We start from the raw sequence: 14,906 nt of genomic DNA on the forward strand, positions 1-14,906 counted from the left end.
CCGACGTCCAGGGTGAGCGTCGGCATCCGCCGGTGCCACGACGAGAAGGAGCACCATGAAGTACGTCATCCTCATCCAGTCCAACCCCCAGCCCTGGGGCCACCCCACCAGCGACTATCTCCCGGCGTACCAGGACCAGACGCAGGAGGAGCGGGACCGCGGCAACGCCGACTTCGACGCGATGCTCAGGCAGCTCAGCGAGCGGGGCGAGCTGCTCGGGGGTGAGGCGCTGGGCGACCCGGCCACCTCGCGGCTGTTCCGCTGGGCGGATGGTGAGCGGGTGATCACCGACGGACCGTATGCCGAGGGCAAGGAGCACCTGGCCGGCTTCTTCCTCATCGACGTCGAGAGCCAGGAACGCGCCGAGGAGGTGGCCACGGCGTTCAGCGGACCCGGGGAGACGGTGGAGCTGCGGCCGGCCATGGGTGGTGGTGGCGACGCCGACTGATCCTGACGCGAAGACCTACGAGCAGGTCTGGCGCGCGGAGCGGCGGCACGTGCTCGCCGCTCTCGCGCGCCGGCACGGCGATCCGGCCGACTGTGAGGACGCCGTGCAACAGGCGTTGCTCGCCGCGGCGGAGCAGTGGCCGCGCGAGGGTATGCCGCAGAGCCCGCGGGCCTGGCTCGTGCGGGTCGCCTCGCGTCGTCTCATCGACCAGGTCCGTGCCGACGAGGCCCGACGGCGGCGCGAGGAGGTGGTCGAGCAGCAGGAGCGCGCCCTGCACGGCGGGGCGAGCCGGCCCGACCCGCCGTCCGAGCACGAGCCCACAGCGGTCGCCGACGACACGCTCGAGCTCATGCTGCGGTGCTGCCACCCGGCGATCTCCCCGTCCTCGCGGGTCGCGCTCACCCTGCGCGCCGTCGGTGGGTTGACCACCCGTGAGATCGCCGCCGGCTTCCTCGTCCCCGAGGCGACCATGGCGCAGCGGATCAGCCGCGCCCGCGCCACGCTGGCCGGTGACGGTGCGCGGTTCGGGAGCCCCGACACGGAGGAGCTGGCCGAGCGCCTGGCCGCCGTCCGCCACGTGGTGTCGGTGATCTTCACCGAGGGCCATCAGCGATCGTCAGGGGACACGGTGGTGGACGAGGCGTTCGCCGACGAAGCGATCCGGCTGGCGCGGGTCCTGCGCGCCGCCGATCCCGACGACCCGGAGAGCAGCGGCCTGCTCGCCCTGCTGCTGCTCACCCACGCCCGAGCTGCCGCCCGTGCCGACCACGCCGGCGACCTCGTGCCGCTGGAGCAGCAGGACCGCACGCGCTGGGACTGCGCACTCATCGCCGAGGGTGTGCGGCTCCTCGAGGAGTGCCTGCCCGCCGGGGAGGTTGGGCCGTTCCAGCTGCAGGCGGCCGTGGCTGCCGTCCATGCCGAGGCCGCCTGTCCGCAGGAGACCGACTGGCCGCAGATCCTCGTCCTCTACCGCATGCTCGACCGGGTGGCGCCGGCGCCCGCCACCACCCTGGCGCTGGCGGGTGCCACCGCCGAGGTCGAGGGGGCGGCAGCGGGCCTGGAGGTCCTGGGCCGGATCCAGGACGAGCGGTGGCACCGGCCGTACGCGGTCCGGGGCCACCTGCTGCGGCGACTGGGCGATGAGCAGGGGGCGAGAGAGGCCTTCGCGACCGCGGCACGGCTCACGTGCAGTGTCCCGGAGCAGCGCTACCTGCACCGGCTCGTCCGGGAGCCGGGGTAGAGGGGGCGTCCCGCACCCACCGGCGTGCACGACAGGGGTGCGCGAGGGCATACCCGCAGGTCGCCGGTGAAAGTGCACGCCGGGCGGCGCGAACGCTTGACACCCTTGCTGAGACGGATGAGACTTATTGCACCATACGCGCCGCGTTGCATATTACGCACCAACGAAGGGTGAGCATGAGCACCACATCCCTCCCTGCCCGCTGCGACGTCCTGGTCATCGGGGCCGGCATCGTCGGCAACTCGCTGGTCCACCACCTGGCCGAGCTCGGGTGGACCGACATCGTCCAGATCGACAAGGGCCCGCTGCCCAACCCAGGAGGGTCGACCGGGCACGCGTCCAACTTCATCTTCCCCGTGGACCACAGCCGCGAGATCACAGACCTGACCCTGGACTCGATGCGGCAGTACGAGGAGATGGGAGTGCTCACCACCTCCGGCGGCATCGAGGTCGCCCGCACCGAGGAGCGGATGGAGGAGCTGCGGCGGCGCATGAGCTCGGCCAGGGCGTGGGGCATCGAGTCGCGGCTCGTCACCCCCGAGGAGATCGCCGAGATGGTGCCGTTCCTCGACCCCTCCGTCGTCGTCGGCGGCTTCTACACCCCGAGCGTCGGCGTCGTCGACTCGCTGCGCGCGGGCACGATCATGCGGGAGAAGGCTCAGGACAAGGGCGTCCTCACGACCGTCCCCAACGTCGAGGTCACCGGCATGACGGTCACCGACGGACGGATCTGCGCGGTGCAGACCGACAAGGGCGAGATCGAGGCCCCCGTCGTCGTCATCGCCTGCGGCGTCTGGAGCCCGCGGCTGGCGCGCATGGCCGGCGCGCACATCCCGCTCACACCGGCGGTGCACCAGATGATCTCCGTCGGCCCCTGCGAGCAGCTCGCCGACAAGCCCGGCGAGATCAGCTTCCCCATCATCCGCGACATGGACACCTTCTGCTACGAGCGCCAGCACGGCTCGGACATGGAGGTCGGCTCCTACGCCCACCGCGCGATCCTGCACGAGCCGGACGAGATCCCCTCCATCGCCCAGGCCAAGCTGTCCCCGACCGAGATGCCCTTCACCGAGGACGACTTCGACCCCCAGCTGGAGCAGGCGCTCGAGCTCATGCCCGAGCTGCTCGGCGACGAGCGCGCCGAGATCCGGTATGCCATCAACGGCCTGCTCTCGCTCACCCCGGACGGCGCGCCCGTCCTCGGCGAGACGCCCGAGGTCACGGGCCTGTGGAGCTGCGCCGCGGTGTGGATCAAGGAGGGTCCGGGCGTCGGGCGCGCGGTCGCCGAGTGGATGACCCACGGCATACCCGAGATCGACCTGGGCCACAGCGACATCGCGCGCTTCTACCCCCACCAGCGCACCCGCGCCCACATCCGCGCCCGCACCAGCGAGGCCTTCAACAAGACCTACGGCATCGTCCACCCGGGCGAGCAGTGGGCCAGCTCGCGCCCGGTGCGGAAGTCGCCGATGCACGAGAGCCAGAAGGCGCTCGGCGCCGAGTTCTTCGAGGCCGTGGGCTGGGAGCGCCCGCAGTGGTATGCCTCCAACGAGCCGCTGCTCGAGGAGTTCGGCGACGCGGTGATGCCGCGCGAGAACGAGTGGGACTCGCGCTGGTGGTCACCGATCATCAACGCCGAGCACCTCGCGATGCGCGCCCGCGGCGGGATCGTGGACCTCAGCGCCTTCGCGATGTTCGACATCGTCGGGCCCGCCGCGCTGGACGCGGTGCAGCGGATCATCGTCGCCCAGGCCGACGTCGCGATCGGGCGGGTCGTCTACACGCCCGTGCTCGACGAGCAGGGCGGCTTCCGCTCCGACCTCACCGTCATGCGGCTCGCGCACGACCGCTTCCGCGTCGTCACCGGCGGCGCGCACGGCATGGTCGACGCCAAGTGGTTCGCCGACCACCTGCCGGACGGGGCCTCGCTGGTCGACCTGACCTCGGCATACACGACGATCGGGGTCTGGGGTCCGCGCGCCGGCGACGTCCTCGCGAAGCTCACCGACGACGACCTCTCGCCCGAGACGTTCACGTTCGGCACCTGCCGGCTCATCGAGGTCGGCGAGCTGTCCGTCCTCGCCTCGCGCATCTCCTACGTCGGCGAGTTCGGCTTCGAGCTGTATGCCCCGATCGAGACCGGTGCGGCGCTCTGGGACCGGCTCATCGAGGCGGGCCGCGAGCACGGCGTCGTGCCCGTCGGGATCGGGGTCTACACCGCGACCGGCCGGATCGAGAAGGGCTACCGCGCCTACGGCGCCGAGCTCGACTCCGAGCGGACCCTCGCCGAGACCGGCATGCAGCGCGCCAAGATCAAGGACGCCGACTTCATCGGCAAGGAGGCGGTCACGGCGCAGGCGCAGGAGGAGCCCCAGGCCGTGCTGTGCGCGCTGACCGTCGACGACCACACCTCCGCGAGCGGGGTGAAGCGCTACATGCTCGGCGGCGAGCCGATCCTCACCCGCGAGGGCGAGCAGCTCACCGACGGCCACGGCCACCACCCCTACGTCACCTCCGCGGCCTCGGCGCCGAGCCTGGGCAGGCACGTGCTCATGGCCTTCCTGCCCCCCGAGCAGGCGGTCGTCGGGACCGGGCTGGCGGTGTCCTACATGGAGGAGCTCTACCCCGTCACCGTGGCGAGCGTCGACGCGACGCCGCTGCTCGACCCGGACAACCTGCGGGTCAAGAACCGCTACGACGAGCTCGAGCCGGAGGCCGCCGGCGGTGCCGTCGCGCAGGAGCCGGTGGGGGTGGCCGGATGACCGACGTGCTGGTCTGCGTCAAGCGGGTGCCCGACACCTCCGGCGAGGTCGTCCTCACCGCCGACGGCGGCGGCGTCGACGGGCGGTATGCCGGGTGGACGATGAGCGCGCACGAGGAGTGCGCGGTCGAGATCGCGGCCGGGATCGCCGGTGACACGGGCGGCTCGGTCACGGTGCTGACGCTCGGCGACGAGGACAGCGTCGAGCAGCTGCGCTCGGCGCTCGCCGTCGGCGCGAACGACGCGGTGCGGATCGACGCCACGGCCGACGACTACGGCCCGGCCGACGTGGCGGGCGCGATCGCCGAGGTGGTCCGCGGCCGTGAGGCGGGCGGCGAGGGCTACGGCGTCGTCCTGCTCGGCAACGACGCCGCGGACACCGGGGACCACCAGGTCGGGATCCGGCTCGCCCACCTGCTGGACCGGCCCGTCGTGGCGGGGGCGCAGGAGGTGATGGCGAGCGGCGACCGGCTGGAGGTGCGCGTCGGGACCCCGGCGGGGACCGAGATCTACGACCTCCCGGTGCCGGCCGTGCTCACCGTCCTCGAGGGCGGCGTCGAGCCGCGCTACCCCAACATCAGCGGCCGGATGAAGGCCAAGAAGGCGCAGGTCGAGGTGGTCGAGCCCGGCGCCGCGCCGCAGGGATCGGGACGGCTCGGCCTGCGGGTCCTGCCGCCGCCGGAGAGCAACGTCGAGATGCTCGGCGAGGGGCCGGCCGCCGCGCCGCGCCTGGTCGCCGTGCTGCGGGAGATCGGAGTCGTGCGATGAGCGTGCTGGTGGTCGTGGAGCCGGACGAGAGCGGGAACGGGCTGTCGGTCGTCTCGCAGGAGACCCTGACCTTCGCGCGCCAGCTGCCGGGGGAGGGTGTCGACGCCGTCTTCGTCGGCTCCGTCGGTGACCCCGACGAGGCGGCGCTCGCCCAGTGCCGTGAGCACGGCGTGGGCACCGTCCACGTCACCGACGACGCACGGCTGGAGCGGTATGCCGCCCGCGCCTGGGCCCAGGTCGTGGAGACGGCCGCGGAGACCGGCGGTGCGGCATACCTCGTGGCGGGCGGGACCCCGCGAGGCAACGAGGTGCTGGCCCACGTCGCGGCCGCGCGCGGCGTGCCGATGCCGTGCAACGTCGTCGCCGTCGTGCAGGACGAGCCGCTGGAGGTGGAGCGCCAGGTCGTCGGTGGTGCCGTGCTGGAGCGGGTCGCGCTGGGTGGCGGTGGTGGCCTCGCGGTCGCCTCGGTCGCCGGCCACGCCGTCGCGCCGGAGCCGGCGGGGGAGCCGGGCGAGGCGCGCGTCGAGCGGGTCGAGGCGCAGATCGGCGACTCCGACCTCGCCGCCCAGGTGGTGCGGGTCGAGGAGCGCGAGGGTGGCGACACCTCCGCGCTGACCGGCGCGGACGTCGTCGTCGGTGCCGGCCGCGGCGTGGGCGGTGCCGACCAGTTCGCCGACGTCGAGCAGCTCGCCAGCCGGCTCGGCGGGGCGGTCGGGGTGTCCCGGGTCGTCACGAGCCTCGGCTGGCGTCCGCACCACGAGCAGGTGGGGCAGACCGGCAGCCGGATCTCGCCGGACCTCTACCTCGCGTGCGGCATCAGCGGCGCCATCCAGCACTGGGCGGGTTGCAGCTCGAGCCGGACGATCATCGCGGTCAACACCGACGCCGAGGCCCCCATGGTGACCAAGGCCCGGTATGCCGTCATCGGCGACATGCACGAGATCATCCCCGCCGTGCTCGAGGAGCTCGGCTGACCCCTCCCGCACGTTTTCGACATCTCGAATCGTCGCCATGGCGAACAAACCAGAGGTCGAATTCGGGCAGCCCGGGGTCTCGCACGTTTTCGACTACTCGAATCGTCGCCATGGCGAGCAAAGCAGAGGTCGAATTCGGGCGGCGCGGGTGCCGGAGGCGACAGGCCCGGGCTCCCGCGGTGAGGGCCCCGGCGGTCGGGGTCCCCGCCCGTCAGGGGGCGAGCAGGTCGGCGGAGCCCAGCCAGCGCTCGCCCTCGTCGAGGTAGCCGAGCCGGTGCAGCCATACCCCGGTGCAGACCCGCTCGACGAAGGCCCAGGCGTCCACCCGGTCCGCCTCCAGCCGCAGCCGCGCGCCGACCCGGTCCACCTGAGCCCGGTGCCAGGCCCGCACAGCCGCCGCGGGCTCGGTCCGCGCCAGCGCCTCCAGCTCGGCCATGAGGTCGCGCAGCGCCACGCCGGCGTCGTACTCCCGCTCGCAGAGGAAGCCGTCGGGGTCGATGAAGGCGTACCCCGAGCCCGGCCGCTGCAGCACGTTGAGGCTGTGCGCGTCGCCGTGCACGACGACCCGGTCGGTCGAAGGATCGGCGACCAGGTCGCGCGCGAGGGTGGCGGCGTGGTCGAAGGCGCGGGTATGCCCGTCCACCCACCCGCCCTCGGCGACCTCGGTCTCGACGATGGCGAGCAGCTGGCTGGCCTTCTCGCCGAGCTGCTCGTCGTGCGCGACCGACAGCGGCAGCTCCCAGGCGGGCTCCAGCAGCCCGACGAGGACCTCGACCTGCGCGAGGCCGTCGGGGACGGTGCGGGCGAGGGAGGGCCCGAGCCGTTCGAGGAGCGCCGAGCCGATCTCCTCGGCGTGGTCGAGCACCCGGCAGTAGCCGCGCCCGTCGGCGGCGGCCATCACCCGCACCTGCTGGCCGAGGTCGGTGCCGGCGTCGTCGAACTTCACGGCGGCGGGCAGGTCGCCCCGCCGCACCTCCAACACCGGCAGCCCGACCCCGTCGAGGTGCGCCTGCTCGATGACCAGGCCCCACCGGTCCACGGTGCGGGCCAGCACGTCGGGGAAGGCGTCGAGGAGGGGAGCGGCCCAGTCCTGGTCGGCCCAGGGTCGGGCACGGGCGAGCGCCACCACCTCCGACTGCTCCACGCCTCGATCGTGCCAGACGCCGCACCTTAGACTCCCGGGTGTGCCTCTCCCCGCCCGCCGCGCTCGACCGCGCCCGCTCGCGCGCCTGCGCGCGACGGCGGCGACGCTGCTGGCCGGGGCGCTGCTGCTGGCCGGGGGACCTGCGAGCGCGCTGACCGGCGACGAGGACGACCTCGGCGCCCGCGCCCTGCGGGAGGACGGCTGGAGCGAGCCCCACGCGGACCTCGAGGACGTCACGCGCAGCGGGCCGGTGGTCCCGACGAGCCCGCCGATCACCAACGTCACGCAGATGACGCCGTCCTACTACGCGGACGGCTGCCACGTCTTCCGCAGCGGCACCACGGTGCTGCCGGGCTGCGTCTACGGCGACGTCGACAGCGAGGTCGAGGTGGCGGTCCTCGGGTCCTCGAAGGTCGGGCAGTACTTCCCGGCGCTCGAGGAGATCGCGCTGCGCGAGGGCTGGCGGCTGCGGATGTACACCAAGCTCGCCTGCTCCTTCACCGACGAGCCGGAGCCGACCTACCCCGAGTGCGACGCCTACAAGGCCGACCTGCGCGAGCACCTGGCGGAGCACCCGCCGGACCTCGTCATCACCGGGGGGATGCGCCAGGACGTCGCCGACGGCTACACGCGCACCTGGACCTGGCTGCGCGGGCTGGGTGTCGAGGAGGTCGTGGCGCTCTGGGACTCGCCCGGTCCCACCGGCGGCAACCCCGCCGCCTGCGTCGCCCAGGCGATCGAGGAGGGCGAGAGCCTGAGCTCGTGCGCGGTCTGGCTGCTGGACCAGCACAGCGGCAACCCCTCGATGCGCGAGGCCGCGGCCCAGGTGCACGGGGCCTCCTTCGTCGACCTCCGCGACTGGGTATGCCCCAGCACCCACCTCGATCCCCGGTGCCCCGCCGTCGTCGGGCGCGCCCAGCTCTACGGCAGCGGCTCGCACCTCGTCCCCTCCTACACCGCCACCCTGACCGACCCCCTCCACCAGCGGCTGCACGAGGCCGGGATCGCGGCATACCGTCCCTCGGTGGACCGGGTCGGGGGCGCGGACCGGTATGCCACCGCCGCGCTGCTCGCGCGCGACGCCGCGCCCGGTGGCCGGGTCTTCCTCACCAGCGGCGCCGACTTCCCGGACGCGCTCGCCGCGGCGGCCAAGGCGGGCGCCCAGGACGAGGTCGTGCTGCTGACCCGTGGGGCGTCGCTGCCGTCGGTGACCCGCGAGGCCCTCCTCGAGCTCGAGCCCTCCCAGGTGCTCGTCGTCGGTGGCGAGGAGGCCGTGCCGCAGAGCGTTCTCGAGGAGGTCGCCGAGCTGGCGCCGGCGGAGCGGGTCGCCGGGAGCGGCCGCTACGAGACGGCCGCGGCGCTCGCGGAGGTGGCGCCGGTCGTGCGCGGCGAGGTGGTCTACGTCGCGACCGGCGAGGCCTTCCCGGACGCGCTCGCCGCTGCCGCGCAGGCCGGTCAGGCGTCGGCGCCGATCCTGCTCGTGCGCCACGACGAGGTGCCGGTGGCCACCGAGTACGCGCTGGACGCGCTCGACCCGGAGCGGGTGGTCGTCGTCGGCGGCGAGGCTGCCATCTCGGGGGACGTCCTCGAGGACCTGCGGCGGCTCGCTCCCGATGTGGGACGCGTCGGCGGGTCGGACCGGTATGCCACGGCGGCACTGCTCGCCGACGGCGCGCAGGAGGTGCTGCACGTGGGCTCGGGACTGTCCTTCGCCGACGCCCTCGCCGCGGCGCCGGTCGCGGCCGCGGCGGACGGGGCCGTGCTGCTCACCGAGGCGGATCGGGTGCCGGCGGCGACCAGCCAGGCGTTGCAACGGCTCGCGCCGGAGCGGGTCGTGCTCACCGGGGGAGCCGGCGTGGTCGGCGAGGACGTGCGGCGGGCGTTGCTGCGGCTCGCCTCCTGAGGGTCGGGGCTCGGCCGGGACGACCAGCCCCCGGCCTCAGAGGTCGGCGAGCAGGGCCGCCGGCTGCTCCACGCAGTCGGCGACGAGGCGCAGGAACCCGCCCGCCGTCCCGCCGTCACACACGCGGTGGTCGAAGGTGAAGGACAGCTGCGTCACCTTGCGCAGCTTCACCTTGCCCCGGTGCGCCCACGGCTTGTCGACGATCCGGCCGACGCCCAGCATCGCGGCCTCGGGGTGGTTGATGATCGGCGTGGAGCCGTCGACACCGAAGACCCCGTAGTTGTTGAGCGTGAACGTGCCTCCGGTCAGCTCGGCGGGGGAGAGCTTGCCGTCCCGGGCGCGGACCGTGAGCTCGCGCAGCACGGCGGCCAGCTCGGTGGTCGTCATCGCGTCGGCACCGTGCACGACCGGCACCACGAGCCCGCGCGGGCTCTGCGCCGCGAAGCCGAGGTTGACCGCGCCGTGGTGGACGATCTCGCCGGCCTCGGTGTCGACCGAGGAGTTGAGGGCGGGGTAGGCTCGCAGCCCGGCCACGGTGATCCGGGCCAGCAGCGGCAGCACGCCGATGCCCGCGTCGGGCCGGGCCGCCTTGAGCGCGTCCTTGGCCTTCATGAGCCGGGTGGCGTCGACGTCGACCCAGGTCGTGGCGTCGGGGATCTCGCGGCGCGAGGTCGAGAGCCGCTCCACCATGAGCCGCTGCACACCCTGGATCGGGATGCGCCGCTCCTCGCCGCCTGCCGACCTGCCCTCCTCCCGACCGGACAGGCCTTCCGTCCGCCCCTTCTGCCGCGACACATCGGGCGTTCGGTCGCCCGCGGAGGCGAGGTATGCCGTGAGGTCGGCCTTGCGGACCACGCCGGTCGGGCCGGGGGGCACGTCCGCGACGTCGACGCCCTCGTCGGCGGCGAGCCGGCGGACCAGCGGGGAGATCACGCGCACGGCCACTGGTGTGTCCGATCCGGCGCGGACGGAAGGGGTGTCCGGTCGTGCCGAGGCCGTCGCGCGACGGCGGCGGCCGCCCGGGCGGGAGCGCCGGGCGGGCTCCTCGCCCGCGCCGTAGCCGATGAGCGGCCGCTCGGGCTCGTCCTCGGGCAGCTCGGCCCCGGCGCGCTCCTCCTCGCGGTACTGCTCGCCCCCGGCACCCGCCGTGCCGTCCGTCACCGCCACACCGGGTCCGGCGACGACGTCGCCGCCGATGGTGATGAGCGGCTCGCCGACGGGCAGCACCTGGCCGGCCTCGGCGTGCACCTGCGCGACGGTGCCGGCATACGGGCACGGCACGGACACCGCGGCCTTGGCCGTCTCGACGGTGACGACCTCCTGGTCGACGACGACCTCGTCACCCGCGGCCACGTGCCACTCGACGATCTCGGCCTCGGTCAGCCCCTCGCCCAGGTCGGGCAGCCGGAAGACCTGCGTCATGCCGACACCTCCGCCGGGGTATGCGTGTGGTCCGGCTCGTCGTCCCACTGCAGCCGGGCGATGGTGTCGAGGATGCGGTCCACCCCGGGCAGGTGCGTGTGCTCCAGCTTGGGCGGCGGGTAGGGGATGTCCAGCCCGCTGACCCGCAGCACCGGCGCGGCCAGGGAGTGGAAGCAGCGTTCCTGCACGCGGGCGGCGATCTCGGCGCCCATCCCCGCGAAGCTCTGCGCCTCGGCGAGCACGACGGCCCGGCCGGTCTTGCGCACCGAGGCCTCGACGGTGGCGTCGTCGAAGGGCACGAGCGAGCGCAGGTCGATCACCTCGACGTCCCAGTCCTCCTCGGCCGCGGCGACCTCGGCCGCTTTGAGCGCGGACGGCAGCTGCGGTCCGTAGGTGATGAGCGTGACGTCGGCCCCCTCGCGCCGCACCGCGGCCTGCCCGATCGGCTCGGTGCTCGTGGGCAGCTCGAGGTCGGCCTTGGTGTAGTACTGGCTCTTCGGCTCCATGAAGACGACCGGGTCGTCGGAGGCGATGGACTCGCGCAGCAGCGAGTAGGCGTCGGCCGGCGTCGCGGGGGTGACGACGTGCAGCCCCGGGGTGTGGACGTAGTAGCCCTCGGAGGAGTCGCAGTGGTGCTCGACGCCGCCGATGCCCCCGGCATACGGGATCCGGATGACCAGCGGCATCGGCAGCGCGCCGCGGGTCCGGTTGCGCATCTTGGCGATGTGCGAGGTGACCTGCTCGAAGGCGGGGTAGCCGAAGGCGTCGAACTGCATCTCGACGACCGGGCGGAAGCCCTGCATCGCCAGCCCGACGGCGAAGCCGGCGATCCCGGCCTCGGCGAGCGGGGTGTCGATGCACCGGTCCTCGCCGAAATCCCTGGTCAGCCCGTCGGTGATGCGGAAGACGCCGCCGAGCGCGCCGACGTCCTCGCCCATGACGAGCACGTCGTCGTCCTCGGTCAGCGCGTCGCGCAGCGCGGTGTTGAGCGCCTTGGCGTAGGTGATCTTGCTCGTCGACATCACTGCGCGTCCTTCTCGTCGTTGCTTCCGTGCGCCGCCGTCGCGGTGCCCGCCAGCTCGGCGCGCACCAGCTCGCGCTGCTCGCGCAGCTGCGGCGTGGGCTCGGCATACACGTGGTCGAAGAGCTCCAGCGGCTCCACGATGCTCTCGGCGTTCATGCGCGTCCGCAGGTCGGCGGCCATGGCCTCGGCCTCGGCGCGGACCTCCTCGATCCGCGCGTCGTCGAGGTGCCCCTGCTCCACGAGGTATGCCTGGAGCCGGACGATCGGGTCCTGCCCGGTCCACCCGTCGACCTCGTCCTTGGTGCGGTAGCGGGTGGCGTCGTCGGCGTTGGTGTGCGCCTCCATGCGGTAGGTGTGCGCCTCGACGAGCACCGGGCCGTGGCCGGCGCGGGCGTGGGCATACGCCTCGCGCATGACCGCGAGCACCGCGGCCGGGTCGTTGCCGTCGACCTGCTCGCTGCGCACGCCGTAGCCGACCCCCTTGTAGGCGAGGGCGGGCGCCTTGGTCTGCTTCGCGAGCGGGACGGAGATGGCGTACTTGTTGTTCTGCACGAGGAAGACCGCGGGGGCCTCGAAGACGGCGGCGAAGTTGAGGCCCTCGTGGAAGTCGCCCTCGCTCGTGGCGCCGTCGCCGATGAGGCAGAGCGCCAGCGCGTCGGTGCCGCGGCGGGCCAGGCCGTGGGCGGCGCCGGCGGCGTGCACCGCCTGGGTGGCGAGCGGCGTGCACTGCGGGGCGGTGCGGGTGGCCTGCGGGTCGTAGCCGCAGTGCCAGTCGCCGCGCAGGAGCGTCAGCACCTCCATCGGGTCGATGCCGTGGGTGACCAAGGACATCGAGTCGCGGTAGGTGGGGAAGAGCCAGTCCCCCTCGGCCAGCGCGAGCACCGGCGCGACCTGGCAGGCGTCCTGGCCGCGCGAGCTCGGGTAGACCGCGAGGCGCCCCTGCTTCGTCAGCGCGGTGGCCTGCGTGTCGAAGCGGCGGCCGACGACCATGGCGCGCCAGACCGCGAGGAGGTCCTCGGGGTTGGGCATCGCGTAGCCGCGCTCGCGGGCCTGCTCGCTCGGCTCCACGGCGGTGCCGTCGGCGGCGATCAGCTGCACCGGCTCGGGGCAGGGAAGCAGGTCGGTGATCTCACTCATCGTCGAGTCCTCGGGTCTCACGGTTGGACGTCTGTCGCCCATCTTCCCGCGTGGGTGCACAGGCGGACCACTCCTGCGCCTGAGTCCAGACATATGGCACGATCGAGGTATGTCTGAGGACCGATCGTCCGGTGACCGGCCCGGCGGTGCGCGGCCGGCCGGACAGGTGGCGGCGGACCTGGACGACACCGACCGCGCGATCGTCGCCGAGCTGCGTCGGGACGGCCGGCTGTCCGTGCGCGCGCTCGCCGAACGGGTCCACATCAGCCGGGCGACGGCATACACCCGGCTGGAGCGGTTGCACCGGGACAAGGTGATCACCGGGTATGCCGCGCAGGTCGACCCCGACAAGCTCGGCCTGGCGACCGCGGCCTACGTGTCGGTCTCGATCGAGCAGGGGAGCTGGCGGGAGGTGCTCGACGCCCTCGAGGTGCTGCCGGGGGTGGAGCGGGTGGCGCTCGTGGGGGCGGAGTTCGACATGCTCGTGGAGGTGCGGGCACGCGACAACCACGAGCTGCGCGACGTCGTGCTCGGGCGGATCCAGGGGGTGCCGGGGGTCCGCGCCACCCGGACCTGGCTGATCTTCGAGGAGTGGGAGCGCTGACCGCCGCCCCCACCGTGGTCACTTCCCGGGCAGGGCTCAGAGCGAGGCGGCGGCGAGCTTGACGCCGAAGCCGACGAAGACCGTGCCGACGAGCCCGGTCAGGCCGCCCGAGGTGCGGCGGTGCCGGCTGAAACCGCGGGCGAGCGCGGTGCCGCCCACGATGAGCAGACCGAGGTAGATCATGCTCAATACCTGCATCGTCGTCGCGAGCACGAGGAAGTCGAGCAGTGGCCGGGCCGAGTCCGGGCGGAGGAACTGCACGAAGAAGGCGACGAAGAACAGGATGGCCTTGGGGTTGAGCAGGCTCAGCACCAGCGCCGTGAGGAAGGAGCCGCCGCGCCGGGGCGGGGCCACCGTCTCCTCCGCCGTCGCGGGCTGCTGCTGGCCGAAGGCGGCGATGCCGGCCCGCACCAGGCGGAAGCCGATCCAGGCGAGGTAGGCCGCGCCGAGGTACTTCACGACGCTGAAGACCACGGGGTTGCCCTGCAGCAGCGAGGCGGCGCCGAGGAAGGTGAGCCCCATGAGCACCGAGTCGCCCACGAAGACACCCAGGGCGGCGGCCCAGCCGCGGCGGACCCCGTTGCGGGCCGCCTCGGAGACCACGAACATGGAGTTCGGCCCGGGCAGCAGGACGATGAGCAGCGCGGCGACGAAAAACGTCCCGTAGTCAGGGATCCCCAGGAGCACAGGACCAGGGTAGGCGGGGGTGGCTCGAGGGGGAAGTCTCTGTTCGGGCAGGTGGCCTATCCAGGAAGCGGCCCCACCCTGAGGTGCCGAGCCCGGGCCACGGACGCCAGACGCAGGTCCAGAGTGCCGAGCATCGACCCGGACTGCAGCGCGGTGTGCAGGGCGCAGCAGTCCGGCAACTTCAGCCCTGTCGTCGAGCGCAGTGTCGCGAGCCGCAGCGGCTCGCCGTCGTCCCGGTCCGCGACCTGGACACCGATCGCGCGCAGGTCATCGAGCAGCTCCTGACCGCGACCCGTCGCCACGGCACCCACCAGCACCTCGGTCACGGTCAGGGAATGCATGAGGAAGGGCTCGTGGGCGTGGTCCCGGAGAAAGGTGGAGACGGCGAGGTGGTGCTGCTCGCTGGGCTCGAGATGGGCGATCACCAGGCTGGCGTCGAGCGTGATCATGCCGGCCAGTCGTCGCGCAGGTCGCTCAGGTAGCCGTCGGCGAAGGCATCGGCGTACTTCCCCGCCGTGTCACCGATCGCCGCGAGCCGTCGCCCTGTCTCCTCGTCGTGGCCCTCGGCGAGGGTCAGGCCGCCTGCCGTCACCAGTCGGACGAGGAGTCGGGAGCGCGGCTCGTCGGGCCAGCGACGGGCGGCGAGGTCGAGCGCTCGCGCGACCTCGGGGGTCTCGGTGACCTGGTGTCGTGGGCGCGTCGTCGGCATTCGCATAGTGTACCACTTTCCTATAAGTGGGTCACCTGCTGGCGAGGGTCGTAGTCCCAAGGCGCAGGCCTGGCGGCACGAGGAA

General features: G+C 73.3%; 14 protein-coding genes. 7 read left to right on the plus strand and 7 right to left on the minus strand.

The window, feature by feature from the left end; translation table 11 throughout:
* Positions 1–55 precede the first annotated feature (55 nt).
* The 5 genes from SGUI_RS11990 to SGUI_RS12010 all read left to right on the plus strand — a co-directional run bounded on the left by SGUI_RS11990 (position 56) and on the right by SGUI_RS12010 (position 6,191).
* On the plus strand, positions 56–448 hold the full coding sequence (locus SGUI_RS11990) for a YciI family protein (RefSeq protein WP_066640592.1): 393 nt from the start codon (positions 56–58) through the stop codon (positions 446–448).
* On the plus strand, positions 432–1,688 hold the full coding sequence (locus tag SGUI_RS11995; RefSeq protein ID WP_066643352.1) for an RNA polymerase sigma factor: 1,257 nt from the start codon (positions 432–434) through the stop codon (positions 1,686–1,688). Before SGUI_RS11990 ends, SGUI_RS11995 begins: the two co-directional genes overlap by 17 nt.
* Positions 1,689–1,864: 176 nt before the next feature.
* Positions 1,865–4,450: a GcvT family protein gene (locus tag SGUI_RS12000; protein ID WP_066640595.1), complete on the plus strand. Its 2,586-nt coding sequence runs from the start codon at positions 1,865–1,867 to the stop codon at positions 4,448–4,450.
* The gene (locus SGUI_RS12005; RefSeq protein WP_066640597.1) at positions 4,447–5,217 is read left to right on the plus strand and encodes an electron transfer flavoprotein subunit beta/FixA family protein; all 771 of its coding nucleotides are present in this window, start codon (positions 4,447–4,449) and stop codon (positions 5,215–5,217) included. The genes SGUI_RS12000 and SGUI_RS12005 overlap by 4 nt, the downstream gene beginning before the upstream one ends.
* Complete coding sequence (locus SGUI_RS12010) at positions 5,214–6,191, plus strand: electron transfer flavoprotein subunit alpha/FixB family protein (protein WP_083190664.1); 978 nt, start codon at positions 5,214–5,216, stop codon at positions 6,189–6,191. Before SGUI_RS12005 ends, SGUI_RS12010 begins: the two co-directional genes overlap by 4 nt.
* Before the next feature lie 211 nt (positions 6,192–6,402).
* On the opposite strand, the gene SGUI_RS12015 is transcribed toward SGUI_RS12010, so the two are convergent.
* Positions 6,403–7,335 (minus strand): aminoglycoside phosphotransferase family protein, encoded by a 933-nt coding sequence (locus SGUI_RS12015; RefSeq protein WP_066640599.1) that lies wholly within the window; start codon positions 7,333–7,335, stop codon positions 6,403–6,405.
* Between the two features lie 40 nt (positions 7,336–7,375).
* On the opposite strand from SGUI_RS12015, the gene SGUI_RS12020 reads away from it, so the two are divergent.
* The gene (locus tag SGUI_RS12020; protein WP_066640601.1) at positions 7,376–9,238 is read left to right on the plus strand and encodes a cell wall-binding repeat-containing protein; all 1,863 of its coding nucleotides are present in this window, start codon (positions 7,376–7,378) and stop codon (positions 9,236–9,238) included.
* Positions 9,239–9,274: 36 nt separating this feature from the next.
* On the opposite strand, the gene SGUI_RS12025 is transcribed toward SGUI_RS12020, so the two are convergent.
* The 3 genes from SGUI_RS12025 to pdhA are packed head-to-tail and all read right to left on the minus strand — an operon-like array spanning position 9,275 to position 12,821.
* Positions 9,275–10,660 carry a dihydrolipoamide acetyltransferase family protein gene (locus SGUI_RS12025; RefSeq protein WP_066640603.1) on the minus strand — a complete coding sequence of 462 codons (1,386 nt, stop codon included), beginning with the start codon at positions 10,658–10,660 and terminating at the stop codon, positions 9,275–9,277.
* The gene (locus SGUI_RS12030) at positions 10,657–11,682 is read right to left on the minus strand and encodes an alpha-ketoacid dehydrogenase subunit beta (RefSeq protein WP_066640613.1); all 1,026 of its coding nucleotides are present in this window, start codon (positions 11,680–11,682) and stop codon (positions 10,657–10,659) included. Before SGUI_RS12030 ends, SGUI_RS12025 begins: the two co-directional genes overlap by 4 nt.
* Positions 11,682–12,821, minus strand: a complete 1,140-nt coding sequence (gene pdhA / locus SGUI_RS12035; RefSeq protein WP_066640616.1) for a pyruvate dehydrogenase (acetyl-transferring) E1 component subunit alpha — start codon at positions 12,819–12,821, stop codon at positions 11,682–11,684. The genes SGUI_RS12030 and pdhA overlap by 1 nt, the downstream gene beginning before the upstream one ends.
* Positions 12,822–12,930: 109 nt before the next feature.
* Between pdhA and SGUI_RS12040 the strand changes: the two genes are divergently transcribed.
* Positions 12,931–13,425 carry an Lrp/AsnC family transcriptional regulator gene (locus tag SGUI_RS12040; protein WP_066640619.1) on the plus strand — a complete coding sequence of 165 codons (495 nt, stop codon included), beginning with the start codon at positions 12,931–12,933 and terminating at the stop codon, positions 13,423–13,425.
* A 36-nt stretch (positions 13,426–13,461) separates the two neighbouring features.
* Here SGUI_RS12040 and leuE read toward each other — a convergent pair whose 3' ends face one another.
* From leuE to SGUI_RS12055, 3 genes are read right to left on the minus strand one after another with little or no spacing between them, the layout of a single operon-like run.
* Positions 13,462–14,112 carry a leucine efflux protein LeuE gene (gene leuE, locus SGUI_RS12045; RefSeq protein ID WP_066640622.1) on the minus strand — a complete coding sequence of 217 codons (651 nt, stop codon included), beginning with the start codon at positions 14,110–14,112 and terminating at the stop codon, positions 13,462–13,464.
* Positions 14,113–14,168: 56 nt separating this feature from the next.
* Positions 14,169–14,561: a type II toxin-antitoxin system VapC family toxin gene (locus SGUI_RS12050; RefSeq protein ID WP_066640625.1), complete on the minus strand. Its 393-nt coding sequence runs from the start codon at positions 14,559–14,561 to the stop codon at positions 14,169–14,171.
* A complete protein-coding gene (locus tag SGUI_RS12055; protein ID WP_066640628.1) occupies positions 14,558–14,821 on the minus strand; it encodes a hypothetical protein in 264 nt (87 codons plus the stop codon). Before SGUI_RS12055 ends, SGUI_RS12050 begins: the two co-directional genes overlap by 4 nt.
* Positions 14,822–14,906: the final 85 nt, after the last annotated feature.

This window comes from Serinicoccus hydrothermalis, assembly GCF_001685415.1.
Lineage (GTDB): Bacteria > Actinomycetota > Actinomycetes > Actinomycetales > Dermatophilaceae > Ornithinicoccus > Ornithinicoccus hydrothermalis.